The sequence below is a fragment of the Lactobacillus sp. UMNPBX19 genome, from assembly GCF_002553805.1.
Taxonomy (GTDB): domain Bacteria; phylum Bacillota; class Bacilli; order Lactobacillales; family Lactobacillaceae; genus Lactobacillus.
Map to the genome: position 1 here is coordinate 1 of NZ_PCYR01000034.1, position 15,402 is coordinate 15,402.

The following is a 15,402-nucleotide window of genomic DNA, read 5'->3' on the forward strand; positions in this document are numbered from 1 at the left end:
TGTATTATCAAATCTTTAAAATTTTATAAATGTCTAACTTTTCTATGGCACTTCAGAAAGAGGGAGTGTTTTAGTTTTTTATGAAAAAAGACAAATCAGTCAAAATTGGATTAAAGAGTCTAGTTTTGATGATCTTTTCAGCTATTTTTGGCTTTAGTAATTCTTTGACAGCCTATTATCAAATGGGTTATGCAAGTATTGTGTGGTATATCATAACTGCAATTTTATTCTTTTTACCATCAGCTTTAATTTTTGCCGAATATGGTGCAGCTTTTAAAGGAGTTAAGGGCGGAATTTTTTCTTGGCTTAAAGGCTCAGTTAGTGAAAAAACAGCCTTTATCGGTACTTTTATTTGGTTAGCTGCTTGGGTAGTTTGGCTTGTGTCATCGACACAATTTTTCTTAGTATCGGTATCAACAGCCATTTCAGGCCATGATACTACTCAAAGCTGGCACTTTTTAAATTTGACATCAACACAACTTTTAGGAATTTTAGAAGTAGTATTTTTAGTAGTCGTAACATTCTTTGCTGCTAAAGGTGTTGATAAGATTGCAGCTGTAAGTAACGTTGGAGGCTTTTTTACTTTAGCCATTACAATTGGTTTTACTTTGCTATCAATTTTAGTATTCTTTTTGAATCACGGGAAGTTAGCAGAACCTTTAACAGTGCAGTCACTAGTTCATTCACCTAATCCGGCTTTCCAATCTCCAATTGCAATTGTGTCTTTCATTGTTTATGCTTTGTTTGCTTACGGTGGTCTAGAAACATCAGCTGGTGTGATTGATTCAGTAGATAAACCCGAAAAAACGTTTCCTAAGGCTTTAATTACTGCAATGATTTGGATGACGGCACTATATGTTTTAAATATTTTGATGTGTGGTGTAGCTGTTAATTGGAGCAGCCAATTAAGTGGTAAAAATGTTGATTTGGCTAATGTTGAATATGTTTTAATTAACAATTTGGGAGTTGAAACAGGTAAAGCATTTGGACTTTCTCATTCAGCATCATTAGCTTTAGGATCTGCTTTTTCCCGTTTTGCTGGATTAGCTGACGTCTTAGCAGGAATTTCAGCAGCATTTTTAATGGTTTATTCACCTGTTAAGTCCTTTATTGAAGGATGTGATCCAAAACTTCTGCCTAAATCCTTAGTTAAATTAAATCGACACGGAATGCCAGAGCGTTCAATGTGGCTCCAGGCTGTTATTGTTAGTGTCATTATTTTATTTATTTCATTTGGTGGTAATGCAGCTGGACAATTCTATACTATTTTAATGGATATGATGAATGTTTCTTCATCTGCCCCGTACTTATTCCTGATTGGTGCATATCCATTCTTTAAGATGAAAAAAGATATCGATCGTCCATTTATCTTTATTGAGGGTAAAAAACGTGTGTGGGCTGTAACAATTGTTGTTTGGCTTGTAGTAGCAGTAGGGATCGTCTTTACTTGTATTGAACCATTATTTACTGGTGATTATGCAACTTCATTCTGGACTGCTATTGGACCAGTGGCATTTGGTATTATTGCTTGGATATATTATTCATATCAGGAAAGAAAAACTGTTACTGTAGTTGATGAAGAAGAATAAATAAGAAAAAAGAGACATACTCAACTAAAAAGCTAAGTATGTCTCTTTCTTTTTATAAAATTGGTGAGAGCAATCTTGAAAAGTATTGTTTAAATTTACGCCAATGAGATTGCTTTTCAAAGTATTCTTTTGTGAGTAAAGTCGATTCTTTTAAATCTTCTTCAAAAATTTCTTTTAATTCCTTGGTGAGAGCGGTGCTATATGTAAAAGCATTTACTTCAAAGTTTAATTGATAACTACGAAAATCTTGATTTGCCGATCCGACTGAAGCAATATTAGATCCACTAACAATAGTTTTTGCATGAATAAAACCATTATCATATTTGTAAACTTTAACCCCTTGATTAACTAGGTATTTTGCATAGTACTCAGTTGCCCGGTAGACAAAGGGATGATCGGGCATAGAAGGAATCATAATTCGTACATCAACTCCACTTTTTGCTGCAATGATTAAAGCTTCTAAGATTGAATCACCCGGGATTAAGTAAGGAGTTTGAATATAGACGTAATTTTCTGCCTGAGCAATTATTTCTTCATAAGCTCGCCGAATACCAAAATGACTATTGTCTGGTCCGGAGGAAACAATTTGCATTGGCACTAAGTCTTTAGATTGTACTACTTTTAATTCAAATGTTTCTACTATGCTGTCAATATTATATTTCGGAAGGTGAGATCTACGACAGCTGGTATTCCAATCCATCGCAAAACGAATTTCCATTAATAGGGCAGCTTGTCCTACTACGCGTAGGTGTGTATCACGCCAGTGTCCAAACTTTTTACTTCGATCAATGTATTGATCACCAATATTGAAGCCGCCAATGTATCCAATTTCATTATCGATAATTACCAATTTTCTGTGTAAATGATAATTAGCACGAGGAGTAGTAAAAAGACGGTTTCCAGCTGTTGAAATGAAAGGTTGAGCTTCTCCACCTAGTTGACGAAGTTTTTTAAAAAAAGATGGTCGTGTACCACGAGAGCCGCTTGCATCATATAAAACTCTAACTTTAACGCCTCGACTGGCTGCTTTTTCTAAAGATTGTAAGACCTGATTTCCTAATTGATCATCATAAAATGTATAAAATTCTACATTAATGGTTCTCTTTGCTTCATCAATATTTTTTATAAGATTTGGAAATAAAACTTGTCCGTCGATAAAAGTGTCGACTTCGTTATTAAAAGTTAAAAGGGCATCATCATTATTTAGATTCAGTTCTACTAAGCGTCTTGCACGTGGATTCTGGGCTTTACTTGGTAGTAAGTCATGGATTCTTAATAGCCTATTTTGTTCATTAAGAAAATGATCTCGAATTTTTTTCTGTTCAGTTTCAATTGAGAAGATATCATCGTGTGATAATTGTCGACCAGTAAATAAATATAAAACAAACCCAACATAAGGGAAGATAGACAAAATCAAGAGCCATGCCCAAGTAGAAGCAATATCACGATGACTACGAAAAACTGTCCAAATTGCTAGACCAACATTAATTAACCAAAGGATTTCGATTATTCTTCTAATTATATCCCAAGTTAAAATCATTATAATTCCCCCAAAGTTTATAATATATAATTCTACCATATCACTGAATGCACAAAATATAGTGTTTGTATTTACCAAGATACAAAATATATGGTATTTTAAGATGAAGACGCGGAATAGAAAGAAGAAATAAAATGGCAACTTTAGAGCAACCATATTTAGATTTACTAAGCAGGATAATGAGTGAAGGGCACGACAAGGAAGATAGAACCGGAACAGGGACTAGAAGCTTATTTGGAGCCCAAATGAGATTTGATTTAACTGATGGTTTTCCTATTTTAACTACTAAAAAAATACCTTTTGGACTTATTAAGAGCGAATTGTTATGGTTTTTACGAGGAGATACTAATATTCGCTTTTTGCTAGAACACAATAACCATATTTGGGATGAATGGGCTTTTAAAAACTGGGTAGAGAGTAATGAGTATCAGGGGCCAGATATGACTAATTTTGGCCTAAGAAGTCAACAAGACCCAGAATTTAAAAGGATATATCAAGAAGAAATGAAAAAATTTGATGAAAAAGTCCTAGCGGATCAAACTTTTGCAGAAAAGTATGGAAATTTAGGAGACGTTTATGGCGCCCAGTGGAGACATTGGCAAAAACGTGGGGGTGGTTTTATTGATCAAATTCAAAATGTAATTGATCAAATTAAGACGACACCATACTCTCGCCGCTTAATTGTGAGTGCATGGAATCCAGAAGATGTACCAACATCCGCTTTACCTCCATGTCACGTCTTATTTCAGTTTTATGTTAACGACGGGCGTTTAAGTTTACAACTGTATCAAAGATCAGGTGACATGTTTTTAGGTGTACCGTTTAATATTGCGAGTTATGCCTTACTAGTAAATTTAATTGCGTGTGAAACCGGTTTAAAGCCCGGTGAATTTATTCATACCTTAGGAGATGCTCATATTTATAAAAATCACTTTAACCAAGTTAAAGAATTATTGAATCGATCTGCATATGACGCTCCTATGCTTTGGCTAAATCCGGATAAAAAATTAGTACAGGATTTTGAAATGAAAGATATCAAGTTAATTAATTACCGGCATCATGGCACTATTAAGGCGCCGGTAGCCGTTTAAGTGTTGAGGAAAGAACAATGATTAGATTTATTTGGGCAGAAGATGAAGATGGACGTATTGGTTACCAGGGTGCTTTGCCCTGGCATTTGCCCGCTGATTTAAAACATTTTAAAGAGCTGACTAGTAATCATATTATCGTTATGGGACGAAAAACATTTAATAGTTTTCCAGGATTACTTCCTAAAAGAAAACATATCATCCTTTCTACTAATCCAATTTTGCAACGTAGATATCAAGATAATTCACGAATTAAAGTTTTTTCACAAATTAAACAGTTGAAAAATTGGATCGAAGATCACACTGAAGAAACAATTGATATTATTGGGGGTGCTGAAGTTTTTAAAGAATTTAAGGATGAGGTAGATATTCTTGAAAAGACAAAAATTCACCATATATTTAAGTGTGATACATGGATGCCGGAACTAAAGTATGAAGACTTTAAATTAGTAAATTCCGAAAGTCATCATCCAGATGAAAATAATAAATTTGATTACGACTTTTTAGAATATAAAAGAATATAAGAAGATTCACTTATATAAATTTAGAAATGCTGATAGCTATTACTTTTTTGTAATGGTATCAGCATTTTTATGTATTTAGTTACCGGTAACAATTAATCTTGTATTGAAAGCATTTTCACTCTTGCTTAATATAAAATTATTGAAAGCGCTTAGCTAAAAAGTGAGGGAGAAAACTATGGATGAAAATAACAAAGTATCTGGCTTACCAGAACTTGCAAAAAGTGTGATCTGGATGATTAATTTTGGTTACTTAGGTATTCAAATTGCTTTTACTCTTGAAACATCACAAATGAGTCGAATTTTTCAAACCTTAGGAGCTGATCCAACGAAGTTAGGGTGGTTCTTTATTTTACCGCCTTTGGCTGGGTTAGTGGTACAGCCAGCTATTGGATCATTCTCTGACCGAACTTGGGCTCCAAAACTTGGTGGAAGAAGATTACCTTACTTATTAATTGGGATGATCTTCGCAGTGATTATGATGTTATTTTTATCAAACATTGGGAGTTTAGGCTTAGGATATGGCTCTATTGAAGCATTAGTATTTGGAGCTATTGCAATTGCAATTTTAGATGTAGCAGCAAATATGGCTATGCAACCATTTAAAATGATGATTGGTGATATGGTTAATGATGAGCAAAAATCATATGCATATGGTATCCAAAGTATGCTTTCAAATTCAGGTGCAGTAATTGCAGCATTTTTCCCATTTCTATTAACAGTTCTAGGAGTTGCTAATACTGCTAAAAAGGGTGTAGTACCTCAATCAGTTGTAATTTCATTTTATGTAGGAGCTACAATACTTGTCATTACAAGTTTGTTAACCGTAACAAAAGTTCATGAATATGATCCAAAAACTTATGCTTGTTATCATGGTATTAAAGAAGAAGATAACAAAGAATGCGGAAACTGGTTTGAACTGTTAAAAAAGGCACCTAAAGTTTTCTGGCAAGTTTCATTAGTACAATTATTTTGCTGGTTTTCATTCCAATATTTATCAACTTATGCTACAGGTGCAATTGCAGAAAATGTTTGGAAAGTAACAGATCCATCTTCGGCTGGTTATCAATTAGCCGGAAACTGGTTTGGGGTTTTAACAGCTGTTCAATCAATTGCCGCAGTGATATGGTCATATGTTTTGGCAAAGGTGCCAAATGATCATCATAAGGTTGGATATGGTATTAGTTTATTATTAGGAGGAATAGGATATGGTTCCATCTTCTTTGTCCATTCTCAAAATATTTTGATTGTATCATTTATTTTAATTGGAATTTCTTGGGCAGCTATGAACACTTATCCACTAACTATGGTTTCTAATGCCTTATCCGGTAAACACATGGGGACGTATTTAGGTTTATTTAATTGTTCCATTTGCTTACCTCAAATAATTGCTTCATTATTAAGTTTTATACTATTTCCACTAATGAAATATTCAATGCCAGCGATGATGTTGACTGCAGGAATTTCGGGTATTTTAGCAGCAGTTTGTGTGCTGTTTATTAAGGAAACATATAAAAACTAAAGTTTATTAAAAATAGGTTACTTTGATATGTTTATCAGAGTAACCTATTTTTCTATGGATTTAGTATAGTTTATTACTTGTTTTTCATAATTGGTTGATAGAATAAATCAATTATAATTGCTGCAACTAAGGCCACAATTATGGTTAAGGCAAGATTTGCAAAGCTAATTTGAGTCATAGCTAAGCCAAATAATGCTAAAGCAAAAGTTAACAAGACATCAATAATTTGAACTATAGCAACTGATTTTGATGGAACTGACTGCCAGAAAAATTTTCTAGTTCTAGTAATTAAGACAATCAACATTGCACTTAAAACTAAGTAAACATAAACCATTGTAGAAACAGTTCCTTGAGCATAGTTTTGGGATACAAGGTACCAAACGAAGCCAAAACCAATTGCAGTCCAGCCTGCAGCAAGTGAGAAAGCGATTTTAGCTAATTTAAGCATATTCCAACTTTCTGGCTTATAAGTAATGTGCGTATTATCTGTTCCAATCATCATAGTTACCATATTATTCATAATGGTATAAATAACCATTGCATTTAATGCCATTGGAATATAGTTAAAGCATAGGTAACCAAATGTTAAAAGCATTGTTAGTTCGGCTGTACGAGATAATTTAGTTAAAGACCAGGTTGTCATTCTTTGGTAAACTCGGTGACCAGCATCAAGAATTTTAACAATAGGGGTTAAACCATCTTCTAAGAGAACCATCTTACCACTTCGTTTCGCAACGTCAGCAGCATTTGAAACGGCAATTCCAACTTCAGCTTGCTTTAATGCAGGAGCATCATTAACTCCGTCACCAGTCATCCCTACAATATAGCCGTCTTTTTGGAATAGTTTAACCATTTTAAGCTTATCTTCTGGTAAAACATCAGCAATTCCGGCCAAATCATTAACGTCAGTTTTATCATTGAAATCGTGAATTGAGATAACTTTTCCTTTTAGGCCAACTTCTTTAGCAACAGCTTCTGCAGTTCTGCGGTTATCTCCAGTCAACATAATTGGTTTGATTCCGCGTTTTTTAAGTTCTTCTAGAGCTTTCTTTGAATCTGCCCTGACTTTATCACGTAAAATGAATAGTCCAGCCAGTTTGTCATTAATTAGAACTGCAACTGAACGACCAGCAGTAAAATCAATATTTTTGGCTTCTTCATCAGCATTTTTATCTATTAAAGAAAGTTGCTTAAAAGAACCCAACTTGATATTGTAGCCGCCAACGGTAGCCATTGAATATCCCGTATCAGATGTAAAGGGAATAAATTTTTCTGGAGTATCAGGAGTAATGCCTTTTTCTTTAAGATATTCATCGATTGCGGAATCAATGATACTAGGACTACGTTTATCAGTAGCTGCCCCAACTAGGGCAAGAACTTCCTTATTTAGAAGATCGCTTAGATTGTCCCATTGGGAGACGGCTGTCTTGTTTTCAGTAATTGTTCCAGTTTTATCAAGTAATAATAAGTTTAAGTTTGCCGCATCTTGAATACCGGTTAAGTCAGATGTTAATACTCCTTCTTTACTTAGACGAGTGGCCTCAAAAGAATTAGATAAGGCAAAGGTAGATGGCATAGCAACCGGAATAGAGGCAATAAACATCATAGCTAAGAATGGGAGCATTTCAATGACATTCTGTCCTCGAATCAATGCCGCAATTACTAAAATTAAAGTTAATACACCGTCTAAAAGACATAGATAATAGATAATTTTGGTTAATAATTGTTGTAAGTGACCAGGAGCAGCGGAATTGTTGATTAGATTAATGGTTTTTCCGGAACGGGAATTGCTTCCTGTTGCCGTTACTACTGCTAGGGCATCCCCATCAACTACTGTCGTGCCGGCATAGGCGGTGTCACCGACAGATTTTTTAATTGCTTTTGATTCACCGGTAATTGAGCTTTCATCAACTGTAATCTGCCCTTGAGCAATTTTTACGTCAGCTGCTAAAACATCTCCGCGTTTTAAGCTGATTAAGTCTCCGACAGCCAAGAATTTTGAATCTATTTGTTTCCATTTACCGCTTCTTTTTACAGAGACTGTTGGAGTTAGCTCATGAGAAATTGTATTTAGAACTCTGCGAGACTTTTTCTTTTGTGTAGCTCCATTAAAGGCTGCAAATAAAAGCATTAATAAAACAAATAAGGACTGGATCCATTTACCTAAAATACATTCTAATAATAAGGCTGCTTCTAGAATCCAGGCCGATAAGTTCCATAACTTGGACATAAATTCTTTAAAGAAATTAAATTCAGGTTCGGGAACTTCATTTAGACCATCTTTTTTAAGACGCTCTTCTGCCTGGGCATCGGTTAACCCTTGCAGTTCTTTATTTTCCATAAAAATCCTCCGTTAATTCTCTATTTTCTTAAAATATTTTAGCGCAGTTCTTGTTATTAAGAAAATATCAAATTAAGATAGGAGATATTAAAAATATAGATAATAAGTTAAAAGGTATTATATGAATATTAAACAATTAAAATATTTTTTAGTGGTTGCTGAAGAGCGGCAGATTACGTCTGCTGCTAAAAAGTTATATATTGCTCAGCCACCTTTAAGTTATCAGTTAAAACAATTAGAAAAAGAAGTAGGGGTGCAGCTTTTTGTTAGAACTGCTCATGGAATAGAACTGACAGAAGAGGGAAAAGTATTTCAAAAATATGCTAAAAAAATTGTTGCTCTGAGTATATCTGCTCAAAGCCAAATCCATCAAATTAAAGAGGGTGAATTAGGAAAAATTAGAATTGGGGTCATTTCTTCTTGTGGAGGAGTTGTCCCAAATGAACAATTTAAAAAATTAGTAAAATACTATCCTAATTTATCATTTGAAATACATGAAGCAAACACTTTTGGTATTGTTGAACAGCTACAAGATGGAATCTTAGATTTAGGAATAGTAAGGACACCTTTTAATCTTGAAGGACTAAATTTTAAAGATTTTCATCAAGAACCCATGGTAGCAGTGACAAGAGAGGAATTTTTTGAAAGGAGAGAAATTAGACATCTTAGTGAATTAAAAGATAGTCCGATAATTTTATACCGAAGATTTCAAGAAATATTCAATCGTAGTTTTCGGCACCAGGGAATAAGGCCGTTCTATTCAGTAACTTGTGATGATGCAAGAACGGCAATTCACTGGGCCGATGAAGGCTTAGGGATAGCTTTAGTTCCTGAATCGATTGCCCTTACTTATGCAAAAAGTAAAATTATCCCAGTAAAGCATACTAACTGGATTACCCACTTAAATTTAGTATGGCGTAAAGATAGAGAAGTGACGCCACTAATGGAAAAGATTATTGAAATGTTTTAAATTAAAAAAGCCAACCACTTTTGGTTGGCTAAAAATCTAATTATGTTTAACAATTTTATAGTTTAGATAACGCTCAACAGCCTGGCGCATCAACTTGATTTTGCGGGGCTTGTAAATAATGATCTTTGCCATAATACGAGTCCTTTCATTATCATTGGTATAGCTTTAAGATACAGAAAAACTATGAAAGAATGATGACTTTTTAAAGATTAATTTTAGAATTAGTTATTTTGTATTTACCATTTATTTTTTAATTGCTATAATAAAAACGTTGTAATTGGAGAGTTGGCAGAGTGGTAATGCACCGGACTCGAAATCCGGCGAACCGGCTTATACCGGCGCGCAGGTTCAAATCCTGTACTCTCCTTTAAATTTGGTCCGTAAGTGTTAATCTTACGGGCTTTTTTATACACTTTGATCGCCAAATATTTGCTCAGGATGAAATCTCATTCTTATTTTTTATTGAAATAGTTAAATAAAATTTAAAAAACGCATGTGCTTTATTTTTTGCTGTTACAATATTTATTAGTACAATTAATTGAGGTTAAGTAAAAGTGAAATTGCATTGTTTAATTCAATTGCTGATTTCGGCATTGATTCTTTTAGGATTAATATTTAACATTAGAAATTCTCGTCTATTTAATTTTTATGATCATTTATTGCACCATAAGCTTGTTAAAAATAGAGACGGTAAAATTTGGAAAGTTATTACAGTCTTAAATGAGCCTAAGGTAGTTGTTGTTTGGGACTTTTTATTGGCAGGCCTATTAGTTTTGCTTCATCACCCCTGGCTTGCTCTTTGGTCTTTAGGTACTTTGGCAGTAACTGATGCAGTTGGAATCTTTTTGAAGCATTCAGTTAAAAGAAAAAGACCCTTGTCAATGAGAACCTATCGAGATGGCTATAGCTTTCCTAGTGGACATGTGTTAAGCGCAACTATTATGTCATTAATGTTATGGCAAATCTTTGGTCATATTATGGGGATCTGGCTCTTAATTACTTTGATAATCGCATGGGGACTGGTAGTAGTGTCACGTTTAAATATGCGTGCACACTATCCATCTGATGTTTTAGGAGCAACAACTTTAGCCCTATTTTGTTTTACAATTGCACAGCAACTTTTAGGATTGGCCTTTTAATGGTCGATCTTTTTTATAAAAAAATAATTGCTTTCTTTAGTTTACATACTCACAAAGTTGCTTTAAAATAAATCTGTAGTCAAAAGGGCTATGCCTAAAAGCGACGAAAAACACTGACTAGATGCCAATTCGGTTAGTTTGTATTTTTCGCCACAAATTTAAGGAGGATTTTTTTAATGCTCAAATCAGTTATTGAGAATGTACATGCACTTGAAATCTTTGATTCACGTGGTAACCCAACTGTTGAAGTTTTCGTTACTCTTTCAAACGGTGTTGTAGGTAAGGCTGAAGTTCCATCTGGTGCTTCAACTGGTGAAAACGAAGCTGTTGAATTACGTGATGGTGGTTCACGCCTTGGTGGTAAAGGTGTTATGAACGCTGTTAACAACGTTAACACTGAAATCAACGACGCTTTAAAGGGATTAGATCCACATGATCAACCAAACATCGACGCAACTATGATTGCTTTAGATGGTACTCCAAACAAGGGCCGTCTTGGTGCTAACGCTATCTTAGGTGTATCTATGGCTACTGCTGCTGCAGCTGCTAAGGATAACCACCAACCATTATACCGTTACCTTGGTGGTACTGACCTTGAAATGCCTCAAACTTTCCACAACGTTATTAACGGTGGTGAACACGCAGACAACGGTATCGATATTCAAGAATTCATGATTACCCCAGTTGCTAAGACTTCATTCCGTGATGGTTTTGAAAAGATCGTTAACGTATACCACACTTTGAAGAAAGTTCTTGAAGATATGGGTTACGAAACTGGCTTAGGTGACGAAGGTGGTTTCGCTCCTAACATGAAGAACTCAGAAGAAGCTTTGAAAGCATTACATGAATCAATCATCAAGGCTGGTTACAAACCAGGTGAAGATATTGCTATTGCATGTGACTGTGCTGCTTCATACTTCTACAACAAAGAAGACGGCAAGTACCACCTTGAAGGTAAAGTTCTTACTGACGAAGAATTGGCAGACTACTACGACAAGTTACTTGACGAATTCCCAGAATTAATTTCTATGGAAGACCCATACGATGAAAACGATGTTGAAGGTATGGTTAAGTTTACTCAAAGTCACAAGGACCGTATCCAAATCGTTCTTGACGACTTCATTTGTACTAACCCTAAGCTTTTGAACAAGGCTATTCACGAAGGTGCTGGTAACGCTTCATTAATCAAGTTGAACCAAATCGGTACTGTTACTGAAACTCTTGAAACTATTCGTCTTTCACGTAAGAATGGTTACAACACTATGATTTCTCACCGTTCAGGTGAAACTGGTGATACTTTCATCGCTGACTTCGCAGTTGCTGTTAACGGTGGTCAATTGAAGACTGGTGCTCCAGCTCGTTCAGAACGTGTTGAAAAGTACAACCGTTTACTTGAAATCGAAGAAGAACTTGGTAAGGGTGAACGTTTAGCATTCTTCCCAGACAACGTTGACTTAGATTAATATAAGTTGATATTAAAAAAGAGATTGATTTTTGATCAATCTCTTTTTTTGTGCTTGAGATAACTATAAAAAGTAAGTAAACTAGATAACATAGTATAGAAAGGAAGATTGGTTGAAAAATAAAATTAGATCTTTTGATAATAAGACTGTATTAACGATTGGACGAATTGGCTCAGTTTTATCTGTTCTAATGTATGTTTCTTATATTCCACAAATTATGAATAATTTGCAAGAAAATTACGGCAATCCTATTCAGCCATTAGTTGCAGCCATTAACTGCCTTATTTGGGTTCTGTATGCTCTCTTAAGAGAGAAAAAGGATTGGCCGTTGTTTGTAGCTAACTTTCCGGGGATTTTATTTGGATTAGCTACATTCATTACCAGTTTGCATTAAATTTTCATAAAAAGACTTTCTATAATGTGTTATAACTAAAAATTAGATGTAAGAGAGGAAAATAATTTGATTACTGTCTCAGATTTAAGTTTAAATTTATCTGGTCGTACCTTATACGAAGATGTTAACTTGAAATTCACTCCCGGTAATTGTTATGGAGTAATCGGTGCTAATGGTGCCGGTAAGTCAACTTTTTTGAAACTACTAGAAGGTAAGATTGAACCTACTACTGGTAATATTTCCATCGATGCTAATGAAAGAATGTCGAGCTTGAATCAGGATCACTTTGCTTTCGAAGAATTTACGGTTTTAGATACAGTAATTCAGGGGCATAAGGAACTTTATCAAGTAATGAAGGATAAGGACGAACTTTATTCTAAAGCTGATTTTAGCGATGAAGATGGAGTTAAAGCTGCAGAACTAGAATCTAAATTTGCTGAACTTGACGGTTGGAACGCCGAAGCAGACGCATCTAAGCTTTTGCAGTCTTTAGGCATACCAGAAGACTTGCATCAAAGTAAGATGAGTGAATTACCAGAAGCTGAAAAAGTTAAAGTATTATTAGCACAAGCCTTATTTGGTAATCCTGATATTCTTTTACTTGATGAGCCCACTAACGGTTTAGATGTTCATACTGTAAACTGGCTTGAAGACTTTTTAGCCGATTATCCAAATATTGTTATTGTAGTTTCCCACGACCGTCACTTCTTAAATCAAGTATGTACACAAATGTGTGATGTTGATTATGGCAAAATTCAATTATACATGGGTAATTACGATTTCTGGTATGAATCAAGTAAGCTTGCAAGTGAATTAGCAGCTAACCAAAATGCTAAAAAAGAAGAAAAAATAAAAGAACTACAAGAATTTATTGCTCGTTTCTCAGCAAATGCGTCCAAATCAAAACAAGCCACTTCAAGAAAGAAACAATTAGAAAAAATTACCCTTGATGATATTAGACCATCTTCTCGTAAATATCCTTATGTAAAATTTGAAATGCACCGTGACCTAGGAAACGATTTACTAAAAGTAGAAGATGTATCTTATAGTGTTGATGGTGAAAAGATTTTGGACCATGTTTCATTTATAGTGCGTCCTGGTGATAAAGTCGCATTTTTATCACGCAATACTTTAGCAACCACTGCTTTAATGGACATTATTGCTGGTAAAGTTAAGCCAGAGAGTGGTACTGTGACTTGGGGTCAAACTACTGCTTATAACTATATGTCACGTGATTTAAATGCTAACTTTAACAACGATGAATTAACGATTTTAGATTGGCTTCGCCAATATGCTACTAAAGAACAAGATGATAATACTTTTTTACGTGGCTTTTTAGGTAGAATGCTCTTTTCTGGTGAAGAAATTGATAAAAAGATTAAGGTACTCTCTGGTGGAGAAAAAGTTCGTTGTCAACTTTCAAGAATGATGCTTGAACCAGCTAACGTTTTGGTAATGGATGATCCTACTAACCATTTGGATTTAGAATCAATTACTTCTCTTAACGACGCTTTGAAAGATTACCAAGGTTCAATCTTATTTACATCTCACGATCATGAATTTATTCAAACTATCGCGGATCATATTATTGAGGTCGGCCCTAAAGGAATTGTTAGTCGTGCAGATACTAGCTATGATGAATTTTTAGATAACCCAACTATTCAAGATCATGTTCAAAAAATATACTAATAATAAAATAAGGAAACTTCATAGGAGAAGTTTCCTTTTTATTTTTGAAAAAAGAGTAATATAGGGACTGTAAAAGATATAAGGAGGAGTTTATATGTGTACCTCAATTGTTTATAGTTCAAATAATCATCATTATTTTGGTCGAAATCTAGACTTGGAAATTTCTTTTGGTGAACATCCTGTAATTACACCAAGAAATTATGAGTTTCAATATCGTAAATTACCAAGTAAAAAGGCAAAATATGCTATGGTTGGTATGGCGATTGTAGAAAATAATTATCCACTATATTTTGATGCAGCAAATGAAGAAGGGCTAGGAATTGCTGGTCTTAATTTTGATGGTCCGTGTCATTATTTTCCAGAAAATGCGGAGAAAAATAATGTTACACCATTTGAATTAATTCCTTATTTGCTAAGTCAATATACTACGGTTGCTGAAGTAAAAGAAGCGTTGAAAGATGTTAGCTTAGTAAATATAAACTTTTCAGAAAAACTACCACTTTCTCCACTTCACTGGTTAATGGCTGATAAGAGTGGTGAGTCGATCGTTGTAGAGTCGACTTTAAGTGGATTACACGTTTATGATAATCCAGTTCATGTTTTAACCAATAATCCTGAATTTCCAGGCCAGTTACGTAACTTAGCTAATTATAGTAATATAGCACCTGCACAGCCTAAAAATACTCTTGTTCCAGGTGTTGACCTTAATTTATATAGTCGCGGGTTAGGGAGTCATTTTTTGCCAGGAGGAATGGATTCAGCCAGTCGTTTGGTGAAAGTAGCTTTTGTTCGTGCACATTCTCCTCAAGGAAATAATGAATTAAGTAGTGTAACAAATTATTTCCCTATTCTACATTCAGTTGAACAGCCAAAAGGAACGGATGAAGTAGGACCAAATTCTTATGAGTACACAATTTACTCTGATGGAACTAATTTAGAGACAGGAACATTTTATTATACCAATTATGAAAATAATCAAATTAACGCCATTGAATTAAATAAAGAAAACTTAAATGGTGATGAGTTAATAGATTACAAGTTGATTGAAAAGCAAACAATTAATTATCAAAATTAGACTATAAAATAAAAAAGTGTCTGGGAAAAAACTAATTCCTAAGACATGAAAAAAGAACGATGATTTCCTTT

At 34.4% G+C, this 15,402-nt stretch carries 12 protein-coding genes and 1 tRNA gene; 11 read left to right on the plus strand and 2 right to left on the minus strand.

Annotated elements, in window-relative coordinates; genetic code table 11:
- The first annotated feature begins 80 nt into the window (after positions 1–80).
- Entirely contained in the window at positions 81–1,589 is a 1,509-nt protein-coding gene (gene yjeM, locus CP370_RS08080; protein ID WP_087713084.1) for a glutamate/gamma-aminobutyrate family transporter YjeM, read from the plus strand.
- Positions 1,590–1,641: 52 nt separating this feature from the next.
- Here yjeM and cls read toward each other — a convergent pair whose 3' ends face one another.
- Positions 1,642–3,129, minus strand: coding sequence for a cardiolipin synthase (cls, locus tag CP370_RS08085; protein ID WP_087713083.1), 1,488 nt, complete (start codon positions 3,127–3,129; stop codon positions 1,642–1,644).
- A gap of 134 nt (positions 3,130–3,263) precedes the next feature.
- Here cls and CP370_RS08090 point away from each other — a divergent pair, with 134 nt between their 5' ends.
- The 3 genes from CP370_RS08090 to CP370_RS08100 all read left to right on the plus strand — a co-directional run bounded on the left by CP370_RS08090 (position 3,264) and on the right by CP370_RS08100 (position 6,260).
- Positions 3,264–4,220 carry a thymidylate synthase gene (locus CP370_RS08090; RefSeq protein WP_087713082.1) on the plus strand — a complete coding sequence of 319 codons (957 nt, stop codon included), beginning with the start codon at positions 3,264–3,266 and terminating at the stop codon, positions 4,218–4,220.
- 17 nt (positions 4,221–4,237) lie between these two features.
- Positions 4,238–4,741, plus strand: a complete 504-nt coding sequence (locus CP370_RS08095) for a dihydrofolate reductase (protein WP_087713081.1) — start codon at positions 4,238–4,240, stop codon at positions 4,739–4,741.
- A gap of 175 nt (positions 4,742–4,916) precedes the next feature.
- Positions 4,917–6,260, plus strand: coding sequence for an SLC45 family MFS transporter (locus CP370_RS08100; protein ID WP_087713080.1), 1,344 nt, complete (start codon positions 4,917–4,919; stop codon positions 6,258–6,260).
- 73 nt (positions 6,261–6,333) lie between these two features.
- Here the strand turns inward: CP370_RS08100 and CP370_RS08105 are convergent, their stop codons facing one another.
- Complete coding sequence (locus tag CP370_RS08105; RefSeq protein ID WP_087713079.1) at positions 6,334–8,601, minus strand: HAD-IC family P-type ATPase; 2,268 nt, start codon at positions 8,599–8,601, stop codon at positions 6,334–6,336.
- Positions 8,602–8,722: 121 nt separating this feature from the next.
- Between CP370_RS08105 and CP370_RS08110 the strand changes: the two genes are divergently transcribed.
- The 7 genes from CP370_RS08110 (at position 8,723) to bsh (ending at position 15,331) form a co-directional block, all read left to right on the plus strand.
- A complete protein-coding gene (locus CP370_RS08110) occupies positions 8,723–9,571 on the plus strand; it encodes a LysR family transcriptional regulator (RefSeq protein WP_087285028.1) in 849 nt (282 codons plus the stop codon).
- A 279-nt stretch (positions 9,572–9,850) separates the two neighbouring features.
- A tRNA-Ser gene (locus CP370_RS08115) sits at positions 9,851–9,938 on the plus strand.
- Positions 9,939–10,125: 187 nt separating this feature from the next.
- Complete coding sequence (locus CP370_RS08120) at positions 10,126–10,710, plus strand: phosphatase PAP2 family protein (RefSeq protein WP_012846031.1); 585 nt, start codon at positions 10,126–10,128, stop codon at positions 10,708–10,710.
- 176 nt (positions 10,711–10,886) lie between these two features.
- Positions 10,887–12,173 (plus strand): phosphopyruvate hydratase, encoded by a 1,287-nt coding sequence (gene eno, locus CP370_RS08125; protein ID WP_004897160.1) that lies wholly within the window; start codon positions 10,887–10,889, stop codon positions 12,171–12,173.
- 112 nt (positions 12,174–12,285) lie between these two features.
- Complete coding sequence (locus tag CP370_RS08130; RefSeq protein ID WP_087713078.1) at positions 12,286–12,567, plus strand: SemiSWEET family transporter; 282 nt, start codon at positions 12,286–12,288, stop codon at positions 12,565–12,567.
- Between the two features lie 66 nt (positions 12,568–12,633).
- Complete coding sequence (locus CP370_RS08135) at positions 12,634–14,256, plus strand: ABC-F family ATP-binding cassette domain-containing protein (protein WP_087713077.1); 1,623 nt, start codon at positions 12,634–12,636, stop codon at positions 14,254–14,256.
- Positions 14,257–14,350: 94 nt separating this feature from the next.
- Positions 14,351–15,331 (plus strand): choloylglycine hydrolase, encoded by a 981-nt coding sequence (gene bsh, locus CP370_RS08140; protein ID WP_087713076.1) that lies wholly within the window; start codon positions 14,351–14,353, stop codon positions 15,329–15,331.
- The last annotated feature ends 71 nt before the right edge of the window (positions 15,332–15,402 follow it).

Excerpts from the sequence above, each read along its gene's own strand:
- yjeM (WP_087713084.1), top strand. The coding sequence starts at position 81 with ATGAAAAAAGACAAATCAGTCAAAATTGGATTAAAGAGTCTAGTTTTG.
- cls (WP_087713083.1), bottom strand. The coding sequence starts at position 3,129 with ATGATTTTAACTTGGGATATAATTAGAAGAATAATCGAAATCCTTTGG.
- CP370_RS08090 (WP_087713082.1), top strand. The coding sequence starts at position 3,264 with ATGGCAACTTTAGAGCAACCATATTTAGATTTACTAAGCAGGATAATG.
- CP370_RS08095 (WP_087713081.1), top strand. The coding sequence starts at position 4,238 with ATGATTAGATTTATTTGGGCAGAAGATGAAGATGGACGTATTGGTTAC.
- CP370_RS08100 (WP_087713080.1), top strand. The coding sequence starts at position 4,917 with ATGGATGAAAATAACAAAGTATCTGGCTTACCAGAACTTGCAAAAAGT.
- CP370_RS08105 (WP_087713079.1), bottom strand. The coding sequence starts at position 8,601 with ATGGAAAATAAAGAACTGCAAGGGTTAACCGATGCCCAGGCAGAAGAG.
- CP370_RS08110 (WP_087285028.1), top strand. The coding sequence starts at position 8,723 with ATGAATATTAAACAATTAAAATATTTTTTAGTGGTTGCTGAAGAGCGG.
- eno (WP_004897160.1), top strand. The coding sequence starts at position 10,887 with ATGCTCAAATCAGTTATTGAGAATGTACATGCACTTGAAATCTTTGAT.
- bsh (WP_087713076.1), top strand. The coding sequence starts at position 14,351 with ATGTGTACCTCAATTGTTTATAGTTCAAATAATCATCATTATTTTGGT.